Genomic DNA, 23979 nt, shown 5'->3' with positions numbered 1-23979 from the left:
CGTGCTCTCGGTCGATGCTTGCATCAGACTCTCCGATGGTTCGAGTGTGGAAACCCAAACCTATCGGAAAGAGCCCGCTCACCGCCCCATGGAATCTACGATGCTGGATGGCGCAGCCGGTGTGACTGGCTGCCGTCACTCCCCCCACACCCGCGCCAGGGTCGCGAGCCAGCAGCCTTCGCAATAGCGCGCGTCCTTGTAGTCGATCCAGTTGTGGGCATAGACGCGGTCAGGCGGAATGCCGTAGCGCGCGCGCAGCAGCTTGACGAGGATCCGCCACGCCGCGACCTGCGCTTCGGTCGGGCCGGTCGTCACGTCGGGGTAATTGCCGGCGAACTCGACCCCGATCGAGTTGTCGCGCACGATTTGGCGATAGGTCGCGCGGTTGTCGATATATTTGTTGTCGTTGCGGTTGGCGCCGTCGCCATGGGTCGGCACCAAATTCTCCGCGACCGCCCAATAGACCGTGCCGTCGGTCTCGACCCATACCGTGACGCCGCGCCGCGTCGGAGCCTTGGCTTGCGCCTGCGCGCCGCCGCGCGCCGAGCCCGCCGGCCCTTCGGTCTGGTGCACGATGATGTTGCGCCAGGGTCTTGCGTCGCGAACGTCGCCCCATGGCGCGAGCCAGACGATCTTTAGACCAGGAATGTCGGGCGTGCCGGAAGCGCGCGCGAGTTTTGCCAGATTGGCGTCCTCAGCAATGGCGGGTACGATCAGACAGAGCGCGGCGAGAACGGCGGCGAACAGGTGAGATATCATCATTCGGATCCAATCACGGACCCTGATCTAGCACGGCTCTACGCGAATTTTGCGCACGGCCTCGCTCCGGCCGACCGGCTCGGGCGAAAGCGGCGGCGCCGGATCGTAGACGGCAAAGTCGTTCTTGCCGTTCTTCTTGGCGGCGTAGAGCGCGTGGTCGGCATTGGCCATCAGGCGGTCGGGGAATGCGCCGATGCCGCGATCCCACTGCGCGACGCCGATCGAGATCGCGATCGGGATCTCGTCGCCGGTGCAGGCCTCGGCATCCTGACGGCAGACCTCGAGCACGCGGCGGGCGATCGCGGCGGCCTCACGCACAGGCGAGGACGGCAGCACGATGCAGAACTCGTCGCCGCCGGTGCGGGCGAGCATGTCGCCGGGCCGAAGGCGCGTCTGCGCCATCAGGGTGAAGTGCTTCAGGCAGGCATCGCCGGCGGCATGGCCGTGGGTATCGTTGATGGTCTTGAAGCCGTCGAGATCGATCACCAGCAGCGAGAACGGCGCACCGCTGCGCTCGGAGCGGGCGCATTCCTCGGTGAGGCGCTGCAAGAGATGCCGGCGGTTGGCGACGCCGGTGAGATCGTCGAGCAGCGCGAGATCGGCAACCTCGCCCCGCAGGCGGTCCATCGCCATCAGCAGAAAGCCGAAATTGAGCGTCATCGACAGAAACAGCAGCCCCAGCACCATGACGGCATGGGCCTGGCCGCCGGCTCGCGCCGACATGTCGTGGCCGAGCAGATTGCCAATCATACGTGCAGCGAGGATCGCCAGGATGGTGAGGATGACGATGCTGGACAGCCGCGCGCCCGGGCTGACGCGGCCCTCCGGCGGCGACAGCAAAAGACCCAGCGCCAGCAGCAGCGGCAGGGCCTGACCGAGCGTGTAGCTCAGCATGCGCAGCTGCATGTGGTCGAAGCCGACCATGAAGACCACGATGCCAGCGAGGCTCAGGCCTCCCGTCGCCGTCATGAGGCGCCATGAGACCGGCCGATCATAGAAGCGCTGAATGCCCATGGCGGCGAGGCAGCTCGCTGCGATCACACCGGCTGCGCCGAGCAGAAGCGGCAAGGGAGAGACGACGAACAGGCGGACCAGCGCCGTCATCGCCCCGATCGCGCCGACGAAGGACGACGCCATCCAGAACCGCGCAGCGGCGAATTGCGGATAGGACCGCGTCACATAGGCCCAGATCACGCCGAGCGCCAGGAAGTTGACGACGAAGACGGTCCAGAGTGTCGGGACGTTCAGCATGACGCGTGCGGCACGCGCAGCGTCGCGCTCCCCGTCCCTGGCAGCCGTCCGTCCATGACCCATCCCCGTTTTCTTGCGGAGAAGATGCGGCCGGTGCGCTTAACGGAGTCTCACCGCGATCTGCCAAACCGCGCCTTTGGTTTTGGATTCATGAACGGCGCGCGGCGGTTGTCGGATCGTTAGGGATATCGGCGGCGATGGCGCGATGCGGATTCGCGGACCAAAATCACCCGAAAATGCATCTGAACTGTGGATAACGCGATGACACCGATGTGACAGCGCGGGGCAGAGACCTGCGAATCTGCTGAGTTTGTCGTCGAGGATGTTGCGAGGCTGGCCCTCCGCCTAGCATCCCTCGTGTCGCGTTCCACCATTAACCCTTAAGAGGATCCTATGGCTAAGAAAGCGAAGAAGGCGGCGAAGAAGAAGGCGAAGAAGGCCAAGAAGGCGAAGAAGAAGTAACGAGGCTTCTTTTTCTTTGCCCGGGTGGAGCCTCGCTCCGCCCGGGCGTCGGGTAAGTGAGTTTTGAGGTGGCGGGCGCAGGGCCCGCTTTTTTATTGGGTGGAAGGCTACCGCTCCGCAAAGGCCAGCTTGGCGCCGAGCGCAGCGAACCCCGCTGCAAAGCTGCGGCGCAGCCAGGCCATGACGGCGGGTCGGGAGATGACGCGCTCGCGCACGGAGGCGGCGCAGAGGCCGTAGACGACGAACACCGCAAAGGTCATCGCCATGAAGGCGCCACTCAATTCCAGCATGCGCGCCAGCACGTGCGCCTCGTCCGCGGCGATGAACTGCGGCAGGAAGGCGAGGAAGAAGATCGACAGTTTTGGATTGAGGATGTTGATCAGGAAGCCGGTGACGATGACGCGGTGGGCCGACCGTTCCCTGATCTCGCCGTCAACCGCCAGCGCCCCGCTCTCGCGCAGCGCCTGCCAGGACATGTAGAGCAGATAGGCGACGCCGCACCATTTCAACGCGGCGAAAGCGAGCGCGCTGGTGTGGAGCACCGCGGCAAGGCCGAGCATCGCAGCACACATGTGCGGCACGATCCCGAGCGTGCAGCCGAAAGCGGCGGCGACGCTGGCGCGCGAGCCGCGGGTGAGCGCCGCAGCCAGCGTATAGAGCACGCCGGTGCCGGGGGAAGCGACGACGATCAGCGAGGTGAGCAGGAAGGACCAGGTCATGGGCAGACCTTAGCAGCCCGCCTCGCGGTGAGAAAGCCGGGGCCGTCCGGGCGCCCTCAAGACAGCTGTGCGATCTCGGCCTCGCGCAGGACGTCGAGGGGCGCCCAGGGTTTGGCCCAGAACTTGGCGCCCGCGGGCAAGGGTTGCATCAGGGGGCGGCCGGAGGTGACGACGATGTCGAGCCTGGGATTGCGGTCCTTGGCGACGTGGGCGAGCTCGACCCCGTTCATGCGGCCGGCAAGCTGGACGTCGGTCAGTAACAGGCAGAGCGCGCCGGCGCTTTTCTCGAGCACAAGCTCGGCGGCCTCGGCGCTCTCGCACTGGATGACCTGGTAGCCACTCTCTTCCAGCAGGAGACTCAGCATCTCCCGCTGCATGACGTCATCTTCAACGATCAGCGCGGTGGCACGAAATGGCTGTGCCTGTCCCATGAGCGTCTCCCAATGCTTGCTTGCGTAACGTATGTTAAGGAGCCAATTCGCCTTGGGTTCGGTTCCATTCTGAAAAAATGTAAATCTTGGTTCCGCGACTGAGGGCTTGACGGGGGACATCATGACTGCGATTCGCGGCGCCGCCGCCATCACGGGAGCCGCCAGCGGCATCGGCCGCGCGCTGGCCATCGCGCTTGCGCAGCGCGGCTGCGATCTCGCGCTGGCCGATCGCGACGAGGCTGGGCTGAAGAGCCTCGCCGCTGAGATCGGAGCAACGCGCAAGGTCAGCCTGCACCGCGTCGACGTCGGCGAAGCCGACGACATCGCGCAGTTCGCGAGCGAGGCGACCGCGGCGCATCCCGCGCTCGGCATCGTCGTCAACAATGCCGGCGTGGCGCTGATGGGCTCGTTCGAGGAGATCGACCAGGCGCAGATGGACTGGCTGTTCGACATCAATTTCTGGGGCGTGGTGCACGGCACGCGCGCCTTCCTGCCGCATCTGCAGACGCTGGCCGAGGCCCATATCGTCAACCTCTCCTCGATCTTCGGCATCATCGCGCCGCCGGGCCAATCGGCCTATGCGGCGGCGAAATTCGCGGTGCGCGGCTTTTCCGAGAGCGTGCGGCATGAGCTCGCGGTGGCGGGCAGTCCCGTCAGACTGTCGGTCGTGCATCCCGGCGGCGTCGCCACCGCGATCGCGCGTAACTCCCGCACCGGCATCGGCGTCACCGACAATGCCCGCCGCGCGCAGTCGATCGAGCGGTTCGAGAACGCGGCGAAGACGGCGCCGAAAGATGCCGCGCTGCGGATCATCAAGGGCATCGAAAAGAACGAGCCGCGCATCCTGATCGGCAACGACGCCCGCTTCATGGACCTCTTGCAGCGCTTCCGCCCGGGGACATATTGGGCGCCGCTGCAACGGAAGCTGGAGCGGATGGCGAAGGGGACGTGAATTAGGAACGCGACAGCGTTGCCACACACACCGCTCTCGTAGGGTGGGCAAAGCGAAGCGTGCCCACGCATGTTTCGCGATCGAGACAGCGCGATCGAGACAGATGGTGGGCACGGCGCAAGGGCGCCTTTGCCCACCCTACGAGTTCTGGAGAGGATGGCGAAGGGGAAGTGAGGCAGGAACGCGATGGCGCGACCTCACACTCGGCTCTCGTAGGGTGGGCAAAGCGGCTTGTCCGCCGTAGCTCGAAGAGCGAAGGCGGAAAGCGTGCCCACGAATGTTTCGCGATCGAGACAGATGGTGGGCACGGCGCAAGGGCGCCTTTGCCCACCCTACGAATTCAACGCGCCCTTCTACTGCCCCGCCAGCCGGTCCGCAAAATAGCCGATCGTCTTGCGGTAGATCACCGCCCTGTTCCACTCGCGCATCGCCTCGAAATTGGCGGTGCCTTCGCCGTAGGGCTGGCCCATCTTGAAGCCGCTGGTGTGCAGCAGGTTCGCGGTCGAGGCGAGCACGTCAGGGACGCTGTGGCGGAGATCGACATGGCCGTCGCCGTCGAAATCGACGCCGTATTTGATGTAGGACGATGGCAGGAACTGGGTCTGGCCGATCTCGCCGGCGAAGGCGCCGATGAGGTCGCGCAGCGGCAGGTCGCCGCGCTGCACGATCTTGAGCGCGGCGAGCAGCTCGCCCTGGAACAGGTCGGTGCGGCGGCAATCATGCGCGAGGGTTGCCAGCGTGCGGACCACCGGCATCTTGCCGATGTCGCCCTTGCCGAAATCGCTCTCCAGCCCCCAGATCGCGACCAGGATATAGCGGGGCACGCCGAACTGCTGCTCGATGCGCGAGAGCAGCGCGGCGTGGCGCTGCAGAAGCGCGCGGCCGCCATTGATGCGGCCCGGTCCGACCCGGGTCGAGACGTATTGCTCGAAGCTCTTGTTGAAGGTGTAGCGCTGGCGCCGGTCGAAGGCGAGCACCGCTGGATCCGGCGCCACGCCGCTGAGCGCCGCGTTGGTCACGCTCGCCGAGACGCCGGCCGCTTGCGCTTCCTGTGCCATGGTGGCGACGAAGCTGTTGAAGTCACCGCCGCAGCGCGCGGCCTGCGCCGCCCCGCCAGTCAGACCAATGACGAACGCGGCGGCGAAAAGCAGTCTCAGCATATGGAGCAATCCCCCAAAAAAATTTGCGCGAAGCAGCGCGCGGATCATGCCCGGGAAAGCAGCGAGCGTCAAAGCGGCAAGCTTGATCCGCATCAAGCTGTCTCGCGGTCCGCTTCCTAGATTGCAGCGGCCAGGAGCCATCTCTCCGTCACGCCAGCGAGCGGCAACCCCGGACATCTGCGCGAGCTGATCTTTGCCGACAGCGCTCCCGGCATTGCACTCGCCTTGTTGCTCGCCTCGTTCCTCATCACGTTCGGCTCGGCCGCGATGGGCAGCGCGATCATGGCGCAGGGACGCAAGCAGGACAGCGGCAACGGCGGCGGGCACCGATCGCGCCTCGCTGCGCAGGAGGTGGTGCAGCGTGGGCGCGCGCATTGAGAGACGCGCGGAACACACTTGGCGCACATCGGATCATGTTATCTGCACGCAGGCGGGAAGAGGTGCAGGCTCGCGCAGCTTCCGGCACAGCACGCGGCACATGCTGCATCGCCGCGGCCGCGAAGATGAACAAAGTCGTTTGGCAATCAAACAATTGCGTCGATGTGGTTCCGCATCCCACATCGCAACCAGCGCATATCTGATGCGCCCGCTGCGACATCAACGCCGCCGCGATTTGTCTTGCCATCGCAGCGCGTCTTCGATAGCCTTCTATTCTAGGTTGTCGCCCCGCCAGCCCCGGGCGACGCTGAAGACCAAAAATAAACGGCGGGCTTCGGCCCGCCGTTTATCGAGGCGAGCATTTGTCGACAGGCGGTTGTTGAGACCGGAGTCTCTGATGCAGCGGGCTCGCGGCCCGGGCCGCGCTGGCCCCGAGAGGCGCAAAGTCATTTGACTATGGCGCTTCTATCGACGACAAGCCGCCATGGCCAAAAAACCCGGGACCAATCCCAAAGGCGAGTTCGCCTTCTTCAACGTCGTCTATGAAGACGATTCCCAACGCTCCAACCGCCGCGTGCCCGCAGAACTCCTGGGCGGCCTCGACGGCGACGAACCCGCCCGCGCCTTCATCATGGAGCAGGACCGCGAGATCGCGGAGAAGTCAGGGCGGCCGGCGCTTGAGATCAAGCGGATCGAGCGGGTGGGGGTGAAGAAGAAGTAGGCCTTCAGCTTCTCCACGTCATTGCGAGCGCAGCGAAGCAATCAGAAATGCCTCCGCGGAAAGACTCTGGATGTTTCGCTGCCCTCGCAATGACGTCAAAACAAAAACGGCGGGCTAACGCCCGCCGTTTTGCTTTGGATCGTTGTCTCCGATCAATTATCCAAGAAGCTCCGCAGCTTCCTCGATCTCGACGGATGCTTCAGCTTCCGCAGCGCCTTCGCTTCGATCTGACGGATACGCTCTCTCGTCACCGAGAACTGCTGGCCCACTTCTTCCAGCGTGTGGTCGGTGTTCATGCCGATGCCGAAGCGCATGCGGAGGACGCGTTCTTCGCGCGGCGTCAGGGACGCCAGCACGCGCGTGGTGGTTTCGCGCAGGTTGGACTGGATCGCGGCGTCGATGGGGAGGATCGCGTTCTTGTCCTCGATGAAATCGCCGAGGTGTGAATCCTCTTCGTCGCCGACCGGCGTCTCCAGCGACAGCGGCTCCTTGGCGATCTTGAGGACTTTTCGCACTTTCTCCAGCGGCATGCCGAGCTTTTCGGCGAGCTCTTCCGGGGTCGGCTCGCGGCCGATCTCGTTGAGCATCTGGCGGCTCGTGCGCACGATCTTGTTGATGGTCTCGATCATGTGCACGGGGATGCGGATGGTGCGGGCCTGGTCCGCGATCGAGCGGGTGATCGCCTGCCGGATCCACCACGTGGCGTAGGTCGAGAACTTGTAGCCGCGGCGGTACTCGAACTTGTCGACCGCCTTCATCAGGCCGATGTTGCCTTCCTGGATCAGGTCGAGGAACTGCAGGCCGCGGTTGGTGTATTTCTTGGCGATCGAGATCACGAGACGGAGGTTGGCTTCCACCATCTCCTTCTTGGCCTGGCGCGCTTCGCGCTCGCCCTTCTGCACGGAGTGCACGATCTTGCGGAACTCGACGATCTCGAGTCCGGTCAGCGCGGCGAGCTGATGCACCTCGTGACGGAGGTCCTTGATGCGGTCCTTCTCGTGATGGACGAAGTTCTTCCAGCCCTTGGCCGAGAGTTTCGAGACGCGGTTGAGCCAGCGCGGGTCGAGCTCCGAGCCGGTGTAGTTGCGCAAAAAGTCCTCGCGCGCGACGCCGTGGCTGTCGGCAAGGCGCATCAGGCGGCCCTCATGCGAGACGAGGCGCTTGTTGATGTCGTAGAGCTGCTCGACGAGACTGTCGATACGCGCCTGGTTGAGGCGCAGCGACTTCACCTCGACGATGATCTCGTCCTTGAGCTTGCGATATTTGCGCTCCTGGTGCGGCGACAGCGAGGGACCATGCGAGGTGCTCTCGAGCTGGTTCTGGATGTCCTGCTCCTGCAGCTTGCGCAGCTTCTTGTAGCTCTCGGCGATCTTGTCGAAGATCTCGACGACCTTCGGCTTGAGCTCGGCCTCGATCGCCGCCAGCGACATCTGGTTCTCGAACTCGTCGTCCTCGTCCATGTCGGCTTCGGCGGCGGATTCGCCCGGATCCTTGGCTTCGCCACCCTGCCCGCCGGTGGCGGGCTGCGCGGCGCGGAACGGAGTCGGCGACGGCGGCGCGGCGGGCGGGGCGACATGCGCGGGGGCGCCGGCTGCCGCGGCCTGGCCACCCTCGGCGGGCGCTTCGCCGTTCTCGCCGGTGGGACCTGATATCATCGCATTGTTCATGCCGGCCTTGGCGTCGGGGCCAGCATAGGTGGCTTCGAGATCGATGATGTCGCGGAGGAAGATCTTGCCTTCGTTGAGCTCGTCGCGCCAGATGATGATGGCCTGGAAGGTCAGCGGGCTTTCGCACAGACCTGCGATCATCGCCTCGCGGCCGGCCTCGATGCGCTTGGCGATCGCGATTTCGCCTTCGCGGGAGAGCAGCTCGACCGTGCCCATCTCGCGCAGATACATCCGCACGGGATCGTCGGTGCGCTCGCCCGGTTCGCTCTTCTTGACCTCGGTGACGGCCTTCTGGGTGACTTCGACCAGCTCGTTGTCGGTCTCGTCCTCGCCGCCCTCGTCCTTCTCTTCCTCGCCTTCGCTATCGTCGGCTTCGGTGACGTTGATGCCCATGTCCGAGAGCATCGACATGATGTCCTCGATCTGTTCGGGCGAGGTCTGGTCGGACGGCAAGACTTCGTTGAGCTGATCGAAGGTCACAAAGCCGCGCTTCTTGGCCTGCTTGATCATCTTCTTCACGGCGGCGTCGGACAGATCGAGCAACGGCGAGGGCGCGTCCTGGGAGTCCTTCTCCGGCGCATCCGCTGCCTTGTCGTCCTTTTCCTTGTCCTTCGCCTGCAGCGTCTTTGCCTTGGTGGCCATCCATTGCTCCTAAACGCGCTTCATGCGAGACGCTTGGCCGCGTCCGCGTGAATTCACATGAACCTGTTGCTCGACGCTCTCGCTTCGGCAGCTCTCGACACGGAAAGGGCGGCGCGCATGTCTCTCGCCACCCCCAACTCTCTCTCGCCGGAATTGCCTAACGCTTCGTCAGCTTTCTTTGTCGCAGCGGATGCAGGTGTAGTGCCAACAGCGATTGCGCGGATTCATTCCTGACGCGTCTGTTCTGCCTGCGGCCGCCTCTGGGCCAAAGTGCTACAAGACCGTTAAGCCTCGATTAACCCTGTTTTTGCCGCCAAACCCAGGATTTGGCGAGTCTTTTAGCGGTACCTAGCCCGGCCGTCCGCATGATTCTTTCATCACATGCTCTTCTGGAACCGGCCCGACAGCTCACCAAAACCCTCGATCAGGGCTTCGGTGCCGTCGACCTCGGCCAGACGCGCCTTGACGTCACGCAGCCACGCCAAATTGGCCTCGCTGGGGTCCTCCCCCAAGGCCAGCTCGGCGTCTTTCAGTTCTCTAAGTAGTGAATGCCATTGCCGATGCAAGGCAACCAGCTGATGCCAGGTGGCGAGAACGTCGTCCCTGGCTGCGCCTTCGCGGGCGCCCCACACCGCCGCGGTGGTGATCCCGCCCTCAACCCTTTGAAGGACTTGCGAAAATCCGCCCTTGTCGAGATCGCTGCGCATCTTCTCGGCGAGCTCGCCGGGGTCCGGGGAATGATGATGGTCGTTGGCGAAGGCGGCGATGATGCCGGCCCTGAGCTTGTGGGCCTCGGGGTGGGCGAGCTCCAGGGCCGCGACCTCCTCGAGATGGTCGTGCAGCAGCCAGGGGTGGTTGATCAGGCTTTGCAGGATCAGGGCCTCCCGGCGGGAGATGGCGCTGCGCTGGCCCTTCATGATCGGGCTGGCCGCCAGCTGGGGGCTCGCCGCCTGGTAGGGCCCCGAAGGTAGCGGGGCGGGGCCGGATGCACCGCGGCGCCCTCCGAATGCTTGGCCTCCGAATCCTTGGCCACCGAATCGATTCGCGCCTGCCCCGCCCCTGGGCTGGAATTGGCGGCCGCCACCACCCTGGCGGAAATTGCCCCGGCCGCCGAAGCCGCCGCGCCCGCCGTCCGGAGCAAAGGCGCGCTGCAGCCGCTCGACGAATTCGTCGCGGTAATAGCGCCGCACCACCTCGTCGCGGATGCCGTTGGTCAGCTCCTTGATGCGCGCTTCCAGCGCGGCGCGACGTTCGGGGGTGGCGAAATTGCCGCCTTCGAGCTCGCGCGACCAGATCATGTCGGCGAGCGGACGGGCCGCTCCGATCACCTCCTCGATCGCGCCGCGCCCCCCCGAGCGCGCGAGATCGTCGGGGTCCTGCCCCTCCGGCAACAGCGCGAAACGAAGACTCTTTCCTGGTGCGAGGAAGGGCAGCGCGAGATCGGCGGCGCGATACGCAGCCTTCTGGCCGGCGCGGTCGCCGTCGAAGCAGAGGATCGGCTCGTCCGCCATCTTCCAGAGCAACGCGAGCTGGCTTTCGGTGAGCGCGGTGCCGAGCGGCGCGACGCTGCCTGCAAAGCCCGCGGTTACCATCGCGATGACGTCGACATACCCCTCGACCACGATCAGCGCGCTGCCGTCATGGGTGGCTTTGCGCGCGGTCTGGTGGTTGTAGAGATTGTCGCCCTTGTGGAAGAGCGGCGTCTCCGGCGAGTTCAGGTACTTTGCCGGAACGTCCTTCTCCAGCGCGCGCCCGCCGAAGGCGATGACGCGGCCGCGCAGATCCGTGATCGGAAACATCACACGGTCGCGGAAGCGGTCGTAAGGCACCGGAATGTCGTCGCCGGCCACCAGCAGCCCGGTCTCGACCATGTCCTCGACGGAAACGCCGAGCTTGCCGAGATGCTCCTTCAGCGCGAAGCGATCGGGCGAGGCATAGCCGAGGCGGAACTGCAATTGCGTCGCCGGCGAGATGGCGCGGTCGGCGAGATAGCCGCGCGCCTTCGCGCCGACGCGCGAGGCCAGCGTCTCCGCGAAATAGGTCGCGGCGAGATCCATGACGTCGTGCAGCGTGCGGCGCCGCTGCTCCTGGCGCGCCGCATCGGGCGTCGACGCCGGCAGCGAAAGGCCGGCCATGCCGGCGAGCCGCTCGACGGCCTCGGCAAATGGCAGGCCGTCGGTCTCCATCACGAAGGAGATGATGTCGCCATGCTTGCCGGAGGAGAAGTCGTGGTAAAAACCCTTCTGGTCGTTGACGTAGAAGGACGGCGTCTTTTCCTGCTGGAACGGCGACAGACCCTTCCACTCCCGCCCCGCCTTCTTCAACTTCACGCGCTTGCCCACGACTTCGGAAACCGAAAGCCGGGCACGAAGCTCGTCGAGGAATTGGGGCGTGAAGCGCATTGAGTTGATTTCTGGGGTGAGTCGGGCATTATGCCAATCGGATAGGCATATAAGGATGGCCGCGGGAAATACGAAGCACGTGGGGCTTCTCCCGGCTATTCACAGGGCGAAAGATTCGACGGAAAGCTTGAACCGCGCCCGGTTCCACGCTTCCATACCCCCATGTTCAGGACCTTTCGAGGCGGCCAGAGTGGCGGCTGGCGGGTGACGTCGATCTCGCCCGTGACAGGCGAGCCCCTGCCCTTCGTACCGGCGCTGTCGGTGACCGACAGCGAGGCTGTCTCGTTGCCGCTGGTGCCCTCGCGCAATGCGTGGCGGCTGGTCGGCGTCGCCAGCAGCTTGCGCTATACCGAAAGGCCTGAGAAGCAGCAGCTCGTGGCCGTGCAGGCCGGGCTCGGCCGGATCGAGGCAACCAGCGCGGCGCTGATCCCGATCCGCAAATCGCAGGCCTGGTGGGAGCTGACGCAGGAAGAGCGGCGCAAGATTTTTGAGGACAGATCGCACCACATCGCAAGCAGCCTTCGTTTCCTGCCCGCCATCGCGCGCCAGCTCTACCACTGCCGCGACCTCGGCGGCCCCTTCGACTTCCTGACCTGGTTCGAATTCGCCCCCGCGCACGCCTCGCTGTTCGAGGAGCTGGTTGCGATGCTGAGGCGGACCGAAGAGTGGAGCTACGTCGAGCGCGAAGTCGACGTGCGCGTGGTGAAGGAGGTGCTGTCGGCTTAGTGCTCCAAGAACCGCCCGGAGTCGATCAGCGGCAGACCGGTGACGGGCCAGTTGTAGACATAAGTCCAGGCCTTCTCGACGGCGCCGTCGGCGCGCGTCACGTCGATCAGCCGGCGCAGATATTCGGTCGGCTCGGGAAAGCCTTCGCCGCAGGCCTCGTACATGTCGAGCTCGCCCAGGAGCTCGCCCGGCACATGCATCCGAAACAGCTCGCCATGGACGATGTCGGAGGCCGTCTCCGACAGTAGCAATCCCGGATAATGCTTCACCAGAACGAGCCGGCCGCGGCAGGTCGCCTCGCCCAGAAAATCCGCATGCCCCGCCAGCAGCCGCGCCATCGGATGGTCGAAGCCGCGCATCAGGGTGCCGTAGACGAAAAGGCGATCGGAGGTCATGCTGTTCTAACGTTGCGATGTCGGTGCAATATCGTTACTCCGTTTACACAAATAATCGTTTCATAGGCAATCAGCATGGACCAGCACACCGCCGAGGCGACCGATCAACTGCTCGGCGAGGAGGACATTCCGCCCGTGCATGAGGTGAATGCGGCGGGACAATCGCCCTTCCTGCTCACTGCGGATCATTACGGGCGGGTGCTGCCGCGCGCGCTCGGCGATCTCGGCGTCGCGGCAAGCGAGATGACGCGGCACATCGCCTGGGACATCGGCATCGCCGGCGTCGCCGAGCGGCTCGCCAAGCTGCTGGATGCGCATCTGATCGCGCAGCGCTATTCGCGGCTCGTGATCGACTGCAACCGCCCGCCCGAAGCAGTAAGCTCGATCCCGGTCATCTCCGAAGCCACCGCGATCCCCGGCAACGAAGGGATTTCGGAGTGGGAGCGCGCGGCGCGGCGGCGCGAGATCTTCGCGCCCTATCATGATCGCATCGATGCCGTGATCAGCCGCCGCCTGCACGAGGAGCGGCCGACGGTGCTGGTGTCGCTGCACAGCTTCACCCCGGTTTATGCCGGCGTCGCGCGGCCCTGGCACATCGGCGCGCTGTATAACCGCGACACCGTGCTGCCGCAGCTGCTGCTCCGGCTCCTGCGCGCCGAAGGCGATCTCGTCGTCGGCGACAACGAGCCCTATGCGGTGAACGACCTCACCGACTGCACCATTCCCGTGCACGGCGAGGCGCGCGGCCTCGTCAACACCGGCATCGAGATCCGGCAGGATCTCATCGCCGACCAGTCCGGCCAGCAGCAATGGGCCGAACGGCTGGCAAGGATTTTTGCGGAGATCGCGGTGGAGCTGAAGGCGGAGCTGTTGGTGTAGGCCTCACTTCGCCCGCGTCAGCGCCAGCCAGATGCCGCCGCCGATCATGAAGCCGCCGGAGATGCGCGACATCATCCGGGTGCGGCGCGCCGAGAAGAATTTTCGCGCGCGCCCGGCGGCGATGGCGTAGAGCGCATCCGTCACCACAGCGGTGACCATGAAGGTGGCGCCCAGCAACGCGACTTGCGGAAAGTGCGGCTGGTTCATGTCCATGAACTGCGGGATGAAGGCGCCGAAAAACACCAGCACTTTCGGGTTCGACAGCAGCACCAGGAATCCTTGCAGGAAGAACCCGCCGCGCGGCGGCGGAGGCGGTGCGTTGACATCGACGCCCTCGACCGGTGTCCAGATCAGCCTGATGCCGAGCCAGACCAGATAGGCGGCGCCGGCAAAGCGCACCCAGTCGAACCAGTAGCCCATGGTCGCCATCAGCGAGGTCAGGCCAACCGCGACGATGCCGATGACGATGGCAAGCCCGGCCTGCGCGCCGGCAACATTGATGAGCGCCGCGCGCGTGCCGTGGCGCAGGCCGTTGGCGATGACGAGAGTGACGATCGGCCCCGGCAGCAGCGCCAGCGCAATGCAGGCGGCGACGAAGGCGAGATAGGCTTGCATGGACATCATGGGCGAGACTCGCTGCGGTTTGGAGGTATTAATGCATGGGACGGGCGGGAACGGAAGCGCGCTTATTCCGTCCCGCGCGCGACAAGGGCAATCGAGACCGAGCGCGCGCCTCGTCCTTCGAGACGACCGCTTCGCGGTCTCCTCAGGATGAGGCTAAGCAGCATCGGTGCTCGTTGAAACGACCGCCGCGCACTCGATCCTCATCCTGAGGGCCCGCCGAAGGCGGGCGTCTCGAAGGATGGCCACGGGCGAAATCTCTCCACATGCGATTGCCCTGGCACCGCGCGCCACATCGTCAATTCTTCGGCAAGCCCGCCGCCGCGCGAGCCGGTCCCGTCAGTTCGAGAATATGCAGACCGGTATTGGCGCGGTCGACGATGTAGATGTAGCCGCGGTCATCCGTCTCGACATTGTTGGTCTGGATCGCGACCTTGCAGCGCTCGCCGCCCTCGATCGGGATGCAGCGCCTGTCGGTGGCGGCCGTGATCGACGGAATGAAGTAGCCGACCTCCTTGGGATGATAGGGATCGCGGATGTCGAGCGCGCGCACGCCGGCATTGAAGAAGGCGATGAAGGCCATCTTCTTGTAATAGACCGGCGCCATGCTCTCGTTCGAGGAATGCGCGCCGAAGCGGCCGCCGCGCTGGCAGAACTGCCCGCTCGCCTCCGGCACGGTGTAGCTGGAGATCACCATCGGCCGTGTCTCGGTGGTGACGTCGGCGAACCACACCATCTGCCTCGCCTCGCTGCATTCATTGAGGATCGCCTCGTTCACGATCATGACGATGTCGCGGGTCTTGCCGTCCTTGTCCTCGGCGAACTCGGCGATGGGCATGTCGAGCATCGGGAACGTGGTGTGAGCGCCGTTGAAGGCGGACATCGGCATGCGCGCAATCTCGGGATAACGCAGATTGTCCGGCGTCGGCTCCTTCGGCCCGTTCAGGAGCTTGTCGCGGTCGACGATCTGCAGGATGCCGCCCTTGTTGGTGCCGTAGCCGAAATAAACGCGGTTGCCGTCGGGCCCGGTCGAGATCGGCCCGTGCAACTCGGTCGGCACCGCACCGGTCGAGCTGGGCTCCTGACCCGGCAGGCCAAAGTCGCGGATCTTCTGCGGACGCGCGGGATCGGAGAGATCATAGACCTGCGTCATGCGCCGCGTGCGCCAGTCCGGCGCGCCGGAGACGAGATAGGCAATGCCGGTGTCGCATTCCCACCAGCTCTTGTGCGTGTCCTTCAGGCCGCCGATGCGCGTGATGAGCACCGGACTGGCGGGGTCGCTGACGTTCCAGATCTCATGCGCCTCGCTGCCGAAAGTGCGCAGCATGTAGACCGCGTTGGGATCACCCTTCGGCAACGCCTTGCCGTCGCAGACCCGCACCATCTGCGCGCCGCCGGATTCGTACTTGCCCTCCTGCCCCGGCAGATGCCGCAGATATTTCGGACGCGCGGGATCGGTGACGTCGACGATCGAGGTTCCGTTCGGCTCGGCCTTGCCCGTCATCGGGTTGACGGGCGCGGGCACGTCGTCGGTGCCGCCGTGATGGCCGATATAGGCGATCCAGCGATTGCCCTGGTGATGGATGGTCGGCTGATAGGCGCTGCGGGCCTGGAGGTCGCTCATACCGACGAGCCTCATGTTGGACGCTTCGGGCGGCGCGCCGATGGTTTGCTTCTGGGCCTCGACCACGGTGCTGCAAGCGAAAAGAACGAGGGCGGCAGCAAGCGACACGCGACGGAACATGAAGGTCCTCCCGGAGCCAATCTGCGTTGGCTGAGCGTCGAAGCTAGCATGGCCGATTGCGCGCGCCAAAGATCCGCCTTGACACGCAACCATTTGGTTGCCTATTATGCTTGCCATGAATGAGGTCTTCAAAGCGCTGGCCGATGCATCACGACGCTCGCTGCTGGACCGGCTTCACGCCAGGAACGGCCAGACGCTGAACGAGCTCTGCGAGGGCCTTGCGATGACGCGGCAGGCCGTGACCAAGCACCTTGCGATTCTGGAGGAGGCCAATCTGGTCACCGCCATCAGGCATGGCCGCGAGAAGCTGCACTACCTCAACCCGGTGCCGATCCATCAGATCGGTGAACGCTGGATCAAGAAATTCGAGCGCGGCAAGCTCGCCGCGCTCGGCGAGTTGAAACGTCAGTTGGAGAAGCGCGATGAGTAAGCCGGAATTCGTCTACGTGACCTATATCGAGACCACGCCGGAAAAGCTGTGGGAGGCGCTGACCGACAGCGAGTTCACGCGCCAGTACTGGTTCGACACCGAAGTCAGGTCCGACTGGAAGGTCGGCTCGCCCCTTGCCCTCGTGATGGGCGGCAAGATCACGGACACCGGCGAGATCCTCGAGGCCGATCGGCCGCGGCGGCTTTCCTACACGTTCAAGCACGAGCTGATGGAGGAGATGCGGAACGAGGCGGCGACGAAAGTCGTCTTCACTTTGGCGCCCTACGGCAATCTCGTAAAGCTGACGGTGACCCACGAAGGCTTCACCACAGGCAGCAAGCTGCTCGACGGCATCTCCAAGGGCTGGCCCGCCATTCTCTCCGGGCTCAAGAGCCTGCTCGAAACCGGCAAGGCGCCGACGATCCCGCCCGCCGCGCTCGACATCGAAGGATTTGCGTGATGAATATCGATCAATTCAAGCCACTGACCATATACACCATCTACATCGCCTCGACGCCGGAGAAGGTGTGGGACGCGCTGACCTCCGCCGACTTCAGCAAGCAGTACTTCTCCGGCTTTGCCGTTGAGATGGAGCCGAAACTCGGCGGCAATTTCATCGTGCGCGCACCTGATGGGTCCGAGCACATCTCGGGCGAAGTGTTCGAGCACGTGCCGCCGAGGAAGCTCACGGTGAGCTGGAACGTCAATTGGCCCGATCTCGTGGAAAAGCTCGGCACCACGCTCGTCACTTACGAGATCGAGCCCGCCGGCGAAGCGGTCCGCCTCACCATGAGCGAACGCCACGACCGCGAGCTCAGCGACGACATCCTTTCCGGAGGCCGCACCGGCTGGCCGGCGATCCTCTCCGGATTGAAGAGCCTGCTAGAGACGGGCAAGGCGCCGCAGATCAAGATGTCCCCGCCAGCGAAGATGCTGGATGCGCTGAAGGCGATGGGGATCAAGACGCCGTAGGCGTTCGGAACTATCGTAGGGTGGGCAAAGGCGCACTTGCGCCGTGCCCACGACCTGTCCGACACAGCAACAGACGCGTGGGCACGCTTGCGCTTTGCCCACCCTACGGCACTGCCGCGCCTTATTTGTCAGGGGCGCAACACCAGCAAAAGCGCCACTGCGAGATTGGCCGCGAACAGACCCGCGTCGATGACGAAGATCCTCAGCATCGGGCCCTTCAGCACCGGCCAGTACGCGACCCCGACCCGTCCGCCGCGCATCAACACCGGAAGATTGTAGACGAACTGGCTGAAATGGCAGGCGGAGAAGAACAGGAACAGCACGATCTGCGCCTCGACCGGCTGGAAGACGGACGGACGCACGGCCAGGAGATACAGCGACAACAGCCCGATCGGCAGATTCATTGCGCCCAGAAACGCAACGCTGGCCGCCAGGGTCGGCGCGATCGGATTGCCGCGCTCTTCCCGCGGCAGCAAGATCTTCAGCGTGTTGCGTTGGGCGATGCTGAACTGAACAAAGGCGCCGACGAACCAGAGCGTGTTGAAGAGCAGAACGATATTCGAAAGGCGCATGGCTATTTTCCGTAACAGGGTCCGCCGCTCATGGCACGGCCCTCCGCTCGCTCGTCGGCGAGGAAAGTGGCAAAGCCGGCATCTCATGTCAACTATATTGACTTGAGATTTGGTCAATTGTGGTCGGCGATCGCCTCCATGACGGCCATCCATGCCGCCGCACCCGACGCGCCGGCGCGATCGAAGGCCTCGCGCAGGACCTTGCGCTCGTGGTCCGAGGCGCGCTGCTCGATGCGGCGCCCGGCTTCCGTCAGGCGCAGCAGCTTGGAGCGATGCTGCTCCGGCGCGCGCTTCGACGCCACGAGCTTGCGTTCCAGCAGCAGGTTGAGCGGCCGGCTGAGAGCTTGCTTGGAAATGCCGAGAACCTCGAGCAACGCGCCGATCGCGATATCGGGCCGCCGCGCCACCACGTAGAGGATACGGTGGTGCGGGCGCGACAGGCCCTGCTTGGCAAGATATGCGTCGGCCTCCAGCGTCATGCCGCGCCAGCCGTAATACATGAGCTCGAGCGCCGCATCGAGATCGTGCAGCTTGGTCAATGAGGCGCGGTGAAGTCCCGCGGCTTGAGACGTCTTTGTCATCGTCGGAAGTCAGCCCCTCGCCCGCAGCTCGCGCCGCAGCACCTTGCCCGTCGCCGTCATCGGCAGCGTCTCGGTGAACTCCACGAAGCGTGGATATTCGTGCGCGGCGAGCTGCACCTTGACGAACTCCTGGATTTCGCGCGCCAGCGCGTCGGTGCCGGCAAAGCCGGGGCGCAGCACGATCCAGGCCTTGATCGATTCGGTGCGGATCGGATCGGGAATACCGACCACCGCGGCCATGGCCACCGAGGGATGCTTCATCAGCGTGTGCTCGATCTCGGATGGACCGACGCGATAGCCGGCGGTGGTGATGACGTCGTCCTCGCGGCTGACATACCAGAAATAGCCGTCCTCGTCCTGCACGCCGAGATCGCCGGTGAGCAGGAACTCGCCGGCATATTTCTTCGCCGTCGCCTCGGGATTGCGCCAATATTCGAGCATGGTGACCGGGCACGGCTGGCGCACGCCGATGATGCCGCGCTGTCCGCGGGGCAATTCCTCGCCCTTGTCGTTGACGATGCGGACGTCGAAGCCCGGCGTCGCCTTGCCCATCGCGCCTGGGCGGATCGGAAACAAATTGGAGTTGCTCCCGATCACGAGATTGCACTCGGTCTGGCCGAACACTTCATGCGCGTCGATGCCGAAGGTCTCGCGCACCCAGCCCAGCAATTCGCCGCCGAGAGACTCGCCGCCCGTAAAAATGCTGCGCAGCTTGACACCCGGATGCTTCACGCCGGCCTGCCGCATCAGCTTCAGCGCGGTCGGCGGCAGGAACACGTTGCGCACGCCGAGGTCGGCCATCATCTGCATCGCCGCCTGCGGCTCGAACTTTCGCGCACGATGGCCGACCAGGGGGATGCCGTGGTACCAGAACGCGAGCAGGCCGTTGATGAGGCCGCCGATCCAGGCCCAGTCCGCCGGCGTCCACATGAGGTCGCCGGGCCTGGGTAAGAAGTTATGACACATCTCGACGTTCGGGAGATGGCCGAGCACCACGCGATGCGCGTGCAGCGCGCCTTTGGGATTTCCTGTCGTGCCCGAGGTATAGATGATCAACGCGGGATCGTCCGCGGAGGTGTCGACGGTCGCGAAGTCCTCGGATGCGGCTTCGATCGCTGACCAGAACGGCTTTGCGCCGGCGTGGACGGCGCTGCTCGTGACATAGATGTCTTGCAAATAGGGCAACCGATCGCGGATCTTCGTGAGTTTCTCCCAGCCCGCCTCATCGGTGACGATGGCCCTCGCTTGCGAATTCGACAGGCGGAATTCCAGCGCGTCCTCGCCGAACAGCGCGAACAGCGGGATCGAAATCAGACCGGAGCGGAACGCTGCCATATGCGCGATCGGCAATTCCAGCGATTGCGACAGGAACACCGCGACACGATCGCCACGCACGAGCCCGTCCGCCTTCAGCGCATTGGCGAAGCGGCGCGACATCTCGGCGACCTCGTCGAAGCAGGTGCGGCTGGTCGCGCCGTTCTCGTCGACATAGATCAGCGCGAGCTGGCCGGTGCCGTCGGCATGGCGATCGCAGCAGGCTTCCGCCATGTTGAAGCGCGCCGGGATGTCCCAGCGGAAATTGCGGACGAGTTCGTCGTAGGTTGCGGCTTCTGTGAGCATGGCTGATCCTACCGCACCGTCGCGAAAAACTTGCGGACATCGCGCACGAACAGCTCCGGCTGCTCGAAGGCGGCGAAATGGCCGCCCTTCTCCATCTCGCTCCAGTGCGTGATGTTGTGGAAGTTCGGCTCCATCCAGCGCCGCACCGGCGTGATGATCTCCTTGGGGAAGGCGGCCACCCCGGTCGGCACTTTGACGACCGGCGTGGTGCGGCGCTTGCCAAAGCTTTCCCAATAGAGCCGCGCCGAGGAGGTCGCCGTCTCCGTCGCCCAATAGAGCATGACGTTGTCGAGCAGCTCGTCCTTGCTGAAGATGTTCTCGGGGTGCCCGTTGCAATCGGTCCAGGCCCAGAATTTTTCCAAAATCCAGGCCGCCTGCCCGCTCGGCGAATCCGTCAGGCCATAGCCGAGCGTCTGCGGCCGGGTCGACTGCTGTTTCGAATAGCCGGTGTCAAGATCGACATAGTGCTTGAGGCCGGCGAGCGCGCGCTTCTCCTGCGCCGTCGGCTCGCCCTCGACCTTCGGTGCCGCGTTGAAGGCGAGCGTGATGTGGATGCCGGCGCAATGCTCGGCATCTTGCGCGCCGAGCGAGCTCGTCACCGCCGATCCCCAGTCGCCGCCTTGCGCGCCGTAACTGATATAGCCGAGCCGGTCCATCAGCTTGGCCCAGGTCGCGGCGATGCGGTCGACGCCCCAGCCGGTCTCTTTGGGTTTGGCCGAGAAGCCGAAGCCCGGGAGCGAGGGACAGACGACATGAAACGCATCCGCGGGATTGCCGCCATGCGCGGCGGGATCGACCAGCGGCGCGATCACCTTCTGGAATTCGACGATCGAGCCGGGCCAGCCATGGGTAATGATCAGCGGCAGTGCGGACGGCTCCTTCGAGCGCACGTGGATGAAGTGGATGTCGAGCCCGTCGATCTCGGTGGTGAACTGCGCGAAGCGATTGAGCTTGTCCTCGCGCGCGCGCCAATCGTATTCGCTCGCCCAGTAGGCGCAGATCTCCCGGATCCATTGCAGCGGCGCGCCCTGGCTCCAGTCGTCAACCAGCTCCGCCTCCGGCCAGCGCGTGCGCGCAAGGCGCGACTTGAGGTCGGTGAGGATGTCGTCGCTGATGGCGATGCGGAACGGTTTGACGGCGCCGGTCATCGGTTGGCTCCCGATTGTTTCTGTCGGGAGAGTAGACTGAATTAGCGCCGTGACAAAAGGTGCCCTTCCTTCCCTGGAGGGGGAGGAGCTAGCCCGACAGTGCCGCCTTCACCAGGCCGCTCGCCTTGCCAAAGTCCATTTGTCCCGCGTACTTCGTCCGCAGCACCGCGATCACCTTGCCCATGTCCTTCATGCCGGCAGCGCCGGTCTCGGCGATCGCGTCCGCGATCGCCTTCTTGACCTCGTCGTCGGCCATCTGCTTCGGCAAGTACGCCGAGATCACGGCGATCTCCTCGCGCTCCTGGGCTGCGAGCTCGGCGCGGCCGCCCTTGTCGTAGAGCTCGACCGCCTCCTGGCGCTGCTTGATCATCTTCTGGAGCACACCGAGCAGGTCGGCGTCCGACAGCGGCGGCTTGCCGCTGCCGCGGGCGTCGATGTCGGCGTTCTTGATGGTCGAGTTGACCATGCGCAGCGTGGACAGCTTGCGCTCGTCCTTGGCCTTCATGGCCTCCTTGACCGCATTGTTGATGTCGTCGCGCAGCATGATCGTGATCCTCTCAATCTGTCGCGCCTGATCTAAGCCGTTCGCGGGCAAGAGGCCATACCGGAGCCGGCACCGGTTCATTGTTTCCTTGCCGGGCGCCAAAATGGCGCAAAATTGCCTGTTCCGACCTAAGTGCCTGAAGTCGCCCTGTCAAATATGCAAAAACGCATGTGAATCGGGCCTCTCCCGCTTTGACGGCGGCGCCTGCGGGGACTATGAAGCGCGCTCATGACACAACATGACAACGATCCCGCCTGGCCGGACCATAAACCGACCGCGCTCCTCGTGCTTGCCGACGGCACGGTGCTCGAAGGCTTTGGTCTCGGCGCCGAAGGCCACGCCGTCGGTGAAGTCTGCTTCAACACCGCGATGACCGGCTATGAGGAAATCCTCACCGATCCCTCCTATGCCGGCCAGCTCATCACCTTCACCTTCCCGCATATCGGCAATGTCGGCACCAACGAGGACGACATCGAGACGGTGAACATGGCGGCAACGCCCGGTGCGCGCGGCGTGATCCTGCGCACCGCGATCACCGATCCCTCGAACTACCGCGCCACCAAGCACCTCGACCAGTGGCTGAAGGCGCGCGGCATCATCGGCCTCTCCGGCATCGACACCCGCGCGCTGACCGCGCTGATCCGCAGCAAGGGCATGCCCAATGCCGTGATCGCGCACGCGAAGGACGGCGAGTTCGACCTGCATGGCCTCAAGGAAGAAGCGCGCGAATGGCCGGGCCTCGAAGGCATGGACCTCGTGCCGATGGTCACCTCTGGCCAGCGCTTCACCTGGGACGAGACGCCCTGGTTGTGGGACAAGGGTTTTGGCCGGCAGGACAAGCCGGAGTTCAACGTCGTCGCCATCGACTACGGCATCAAGCGCAACATTTTGCGCCTGCTCGCCGGCGTCGGCTGCAAGGTGACGGTGGTGCCGGCGACGACCTCGTCCGAGGACATTTTGGCGATGAAGCCGGACGGCGTGTTCCTGTCCAACGGTCCGGGCGATCCAGCCGCGACCGGCAAATATGCCGTGCCTGTGATCCGGGACGTGATCAAGTCGGGCACGCCGACCTTCGGCATCTGTCTCGGACACCAGATGCTTGGGCTCGCCGTCGGCGCCAGAACTAAGAAGATGCATCAGGGCCATCACGGCGCCAATCACCCTGTGAAGGACGAGACCACCGGCAAGGTCGAGATCACCTCAATGAACCACGGCTTCGCCGTGGACGAGACGACGCTGCCGAAGGGCGCGACGCAGACCCACATCTCGCTGTTCGACGGCTCCAATTGCGGCATCCAGCTCGACGGCAAGCCGGTGTTCTCGGTGCAGTACCACCCCGAGGCCTCACCCGGCCCGCGCGACTCGCACTATCTGTTCCAGCGCTTCGCCGACCTGATGCGGCAGAAGAAGAGCGCGTAAGGCGCGCTATCTCCTGCGTGCCCCGGGCGCAGTGCAGCACGCCGCCTTCGCGGCGTGACGCGCTGCTGAACCGGGGCCCATGGCTCGCGGCACTCTGGGTCCCGGCTCGGCGAAGCAGCGTTTCACGCTGCATCGCGTCCGGGACATGAGACCTGTCGAGGAACGCCCCCACACGATTGAATGTTGTCTCGGCATCTTGTGCAGCCGGAGCCCATCATGTCCGTGGTCCGCGACCATGCCGAGCCGCTCGCCATCGTGTTCGAGGATGACGGGCTCGTGCCGAACAACATCCGTCCGTTCCTGGTCTACCAGGGCGCGGTGACGCTCGATCCGAAGCGCCCGGAAGCGACCATCGAAAACCTGTTCGAAGCGAACGGCTGGGGCGGCACGTGGCGTAACGGCGTGTTCGACTATCTGCATTATCACGCGACGGTGCATGAGGTGCTCGGCGTCGCGCGCGGCAGCGCCCGCGTCCGTTTCGGCGGCGATCATGGCCAGGAGTTTCAGATCAAGGCCGGCGACGTCGCGATCCTGCCCGCCGGCACGGGGCATCAATGCATCAAGGCGAGCGATGATTTCTGCGTGATCGGGGCGTATCCGCCGGGCGCGAAGATGGAGATCACGAGGGCGACGCCGGAGAACCATGCCATGGCGCTGAACACGATTCCGCAAGTCGCGCTGCCGCCGGCCGATCCCGTGACGGGGAAGGACGGGGCGATGATGAGGCTGTGGCGGTAGACAAAAGCACGGTGCCGTAGGGTTAGCACTGCGGAGTGCGCGTAGC

At 64.7% G+C, this 23979-nt stretch carries 24 protein-coding genes and 1 pseudogene; 10 read left to right on the top strand and 15 right to left on the bottom strand.

Annotation, left to right across the window (positions count from 1 at the left end; genetic code table 11):
* Positions 1-135: 135 nt before the first annotated feature.
* From IVA79_RS26960 to IVA79_RS26945, 4 genes are all read right to left on the bottom strand, one after another.
* A complete protein-coding gene (locus tag IVA79_RS26960) occupies positions 136-762 on the bottom strand; it encodes an N-acetylmuramoyl-L-alanine amidase (RefSeq protein WP_247558666.1) in 627 nt (208 codons plus the stop codon).
* Between the two features lie 24 nt (positions 763-786).
* The gene (locus tag IVA79_RS26955) at positions 787-2010 is read right to left on the bottom strand and encodes a GGDEF domain-containing protein (RefSeq protein ID WP_247558681.1); all 1224 of its coding nucleotides are present in this window, start codon (positions 2008-2010) and stop codon (positions 787-789) included.
* Between the two features lie 569 nt (positions 2011-2579).
* On the bottom strand, positions 2580-3191 hold the full coding sequence (locus IVA79_RS26950; RefSeq protein WP_247558664.1) for a LysE family translocator: 612 nt from the start codon (positions 3189-3191) through the stop codon (positions 2580-2582).
* Between the two features lie 56 nt (positions 3192-3247).
* Entirely contained in the window at positions 3248-3622 is a 375-nt protein-coding gene (locus tag IVA79_RS26945; RefSeq protein ID WP_247558662.1) for a response regulator, read from the bottom strand.
* 121 nt (positions 3623-3743) lie between these two features.
* Between IVA79_RS26945 and IVA79_RS26940 the strand changes: the two genes are divergently transcribed.
* Positions 3744-4574 carry an SDR family oxidoreductase gene (locus tag IVA79_RS26940; RefSeq protein ID WP_247558660.1) on the top strand — a complete coding sequence of 277 codons (831 nt, stop codon included), beginning with the start codon at positions 3744-3746 and terminating at the stop codon, positions 4572-4574.
* 353 nt (positions 4575-4927) lie between these two features.
* On the opposite strand, the gene IVA79_RS26935 is transcribed toward IVA79_RS26940, so the two are convergent.
* A complete protein-coding gene (locus tag IVA79_RS26935; protein WP_247558658.1) occupies positions 4928-5734 on the bottom strand; it encodes a lytic murein transglycosylase in 807 nt (268 codons plus the stop codon).
* Positions 5735-5899: 165 nt separating this feature from the next.
* Between IVA79_RS26935 and IVA79_RS26930 the strand changes: the two are divergent.
* Positions 5900-6112, top strand: a pseudogene (locus IVA79_RS26930) (hypothetical protein); the annotation flags it as partial.
* A 484-nt stretch (positions 6113-6596) separates the two neighbouring features.
* The gene (locus IVA79_RS26925; protein WP_128920040.1) at positions 6597-6833 is read left to right on the top strand and encodes a hypothetical protein; all 237 of its coding nucleotides are present in this window, start codon (positions 6597-6599) and stop codon (positions 6831-6833) included.
* Positions 6834-6985: 152 nt separating this feature from the next.
* Here the strand turns inward: IVA79_RS26925 and rpoD are convergent, their stop codons facing one another.
* Together rpoD and dnaG are read right to left on the bottom strand one after the other, a co-directional pair.
* Positions 6986-9142 carry an RNA polymerase sigma factor RpoD gene (gene rpoD, locus IVA79_RS26920; protein ID WP_247558656.1) on the bottom strand — a complete coding sequence of 719 codons (2157 nt, stop codon included), beginning with the start codon at positions 9140-9142 and terminating at the stop codon, positions 6986-6988.
* Positions 9143-9519: 377 nt separating this feature from the next.
* Positions 9520-11544, bottom strand: coding sequence for a DNA primase (gene dnaG / locus IVA79_RS26915; RefSeq protein WP_247558654.1), 2025 nt, complete (start codon positions 11542-11544; stop codon positions 9520-9522).
* Between the two features lie 162 nt (positions 11545-11706).
* Here dnaG and IVA79_RS26910 point away from each other — a divergent pair, with 162 nt between their 5' ends.
* Positions 11707-12270 (top strand): chlorite dismutase family protein, encoded by a 564-nt coding sequence (locus IVA79_RS26910; RefSeq protein ID WP_247558652.1) that lies wholly within the window; start codon positions 11707-11709, stop codon positions 12268-12270.
* Here IVA79_RS26910 and IVA79_RS26905 read toward each other — a convergent pair.
* Positions 12267-12665: a gamma-glutamylcyclotransferase family protein gene (locus IVA79_RS26905; RefSeq protein ID WP_247558650.1), complete on the bottom strand. Its 399-nt coding sequence runs from the start codon at positions 12663-12665 to the stop codon at positions 12267-12269. The two genes, IVA79_RS26910 and IVA79_RS26905, sit on opposite strands and share 4 nt — an antisense overlap.
* Positions 12666-12740: 75 nt before the next feature.
* On the opposite strand from IVA79_RS26905, the gene IVA79_RS26900 reads away from it, so the two are divergent.
* Positions 12741-13544 carry an N-formylglutamate amidohydrolase gene (locus IVA79_RS26900; protein WP_247558648.1) on the top strand — a complete coding sequence of 268 codons (804 nt, stop codon included), beginning with the start codon at positions 12741-12743 and terminating at the stop codon, positions 13542-13544.
* 3 nt (positions 13545-13547) lie between these two features.
* Here IVA79_RS26900 and IVA79_RS26895 read toward each other — a convergent pair whose 3' ends face one another.
* The gene (locus IVA79_RS26895; RefSeq protein ID WP_247558646.1) at positions 13548-14168 is read right to left on the bottom strand and encodes a LysE family translocator; all 621 of its coding nucleotides are present in this window, start codon (positions 14166-14168) and stop codon (positions 13548-13550) included.
* Positions 14169-14463: 295 nt separating this feature from the next.
* Positions 14464-15909 carry a hypothetical protein gene (locus IVA79_RS26890; protein ID WP_247558644.1) on the bottom strand — a complete coding sequence of 482 codons (1446 nt, stop codon included), beginning with the start codon at positions 15907-15909 and terminating at the stop codon, positions 14464-14466.
* 115 nt (positions 15910-16024) lie between these two features.
* On the opposite strand from IVA79_RS26890, the gene IVA79_RS26885 reads away from it, so the two are divergent.
* The 3 genes from IVA79_RS26885 to IVA79_RS26875 are packed head-to-tail and all read left to right on the top strand — an operon-like array spanning position 16025 to position 17311.
* Positions 16025-16339 (top strand): metalloregulator ArsR/SmtB family transcription factor, encoded by a 315-nt coding sequence (locus tag IVA79_RS26885; protein WP_247558679.1) that lies wholly within the window; start codon positions 16025-16027, stop codon positions 16337-16339.
* On the top strand, positions 16332-16799 hold the full coding sequence (locus tag IVA79_RS26880; protein WP_247558642.1) for an SRPBCC family protein: 468 nt from the start codon (positions 16332-16334) through the stop codon (positions 16797-16799). Before IVA79_RS26885 ends, IVA79_RS26880 begins: the two co-directional genes overlap by 8 nt.
* A complete protein-coding gene (locus IVA79_RS26875; protein ID WP_247558639.1) occupies positions 16799-17311 on the top strand; it encodes an SRPBCC family protein in 513 nt (170 codons plus the stop codon). Before IVA79_RS26880 ends, IVA79_RS26875 begins: the two co-directional genes overlap by 1 nt.
* Positions 17312-17439: 128 nt before the next feature.
* Here IVA79_RS26875 and IVA79_RS26870 read toward each other — a convergent pair whose 3' ends face one another.
* The 5 genes from IVA79_RS26870 to IVA79_RS26850 all read right to left on the bottom strand — a co-directional run bounded on the left by IVA79_RS26870 (position 17440) and on the right by IVA79_RS26850 (position 21776).
* The gene (locus IVA79_RS26870) at positions 17440-17883 is read right to left on the bottom strand and encodes a hypothetical protein (protein ID WP_247558637.1); all 444 of its coding nucleotides are present in this window, start codon (positions 17881-17883) and stop codon (positions 17440-17442) included.
* A 113-nt stretch (positions 17884-17996) separates the two neighbouring features.
* On the bottom strand, positions 17997-18464 hold the full coding sequence (locus IVA79_RS26865) for a MarR family transcriptional regulator (RefSeq protein ID WP_247558635.1): 468 nt from the start codon (positions 18462-18464) through the stop codon (positions 17997-17999).
* Positions 18465-18473: 9 nt separating this feature from the next.
* Positions 18474-20084 carry an acyl-CoA synthetase gene (locus IVA79_RS26860; protein ID WP_247558633.1) on the bottom strand — a complete coding sequence of 537 codons (1611 nt, stop codon included), beginning with the start codon at positions 20082-20084 and terminating at the stop codon, positions 18474-18476.
* A gap of 8 nt (positions 20085-20092) precedes the next feature.
* Positions 20093-21232 (bottom strand): epoxide hydrolase family protein, encoded by a 1140-nt coding sequence (locus tag IVA79_RS26855; RefSeq protein ID WP_247558631.1) that lies wholly within the window; start codon positions 21230-21232, stop codon positions 20093-20095.
* 88 nt (positions 21233-21320) lie between these two features.
* On the bottom strand, positions 21321-21776 hold the full coding sequence (locus IVA79_RS26850; protein WP_247558629.1) for a GatB/YqeY domain-containing protein: 456 nt from the start codon (positions 21774-21776) through the stop codon (positions 21321-21323).
* 228 nt (positions 21777-22004) lie between these two features.
* Between IVA79_RS26850 and carA the strand changes: the two genes are divergently transcribed.
* Together carA and IVA79_RS26840 are read left to right on the top strand one after the other, a co-directional pair.
* Positions 22005-23195, top strand: a complete 1191-nt coding sequence (gene carA / locus IVA79_RS26845; protein WP_247558626.1) for a glutamine-hydrolyzing carbamoyl-phosphate synthase small subunit — start codon at positions 22005-22007, stop codon at positions 23193-23195.
* Between the two features lie 216 nt (positions 23196-23411).
* Positions 23412-23933, top strand: a complete 522-nt coding sequence (locus IVA79_RS26840; RefSeq protein ID WP_247558624.1) for a cupin domain-containing protein — start codon at positions 23412-23414, stop codon at positions 23931-23933.
* The last annotated feature ends 46 nt before the right edge of the window (positions 23934-23979 follow it).

The organism is Bradyrhizobium sp. 138, assembly GCF_023074075.1.
GTDB lineage: Bacteria > Pseudomonadota > Alphaproteobacteria > Rhizobiales > Xanthobacteraceae > Bradyrhizobium.
This window is presented reverse-complemented; position numbering and strand designations above follow the sequence as displayed.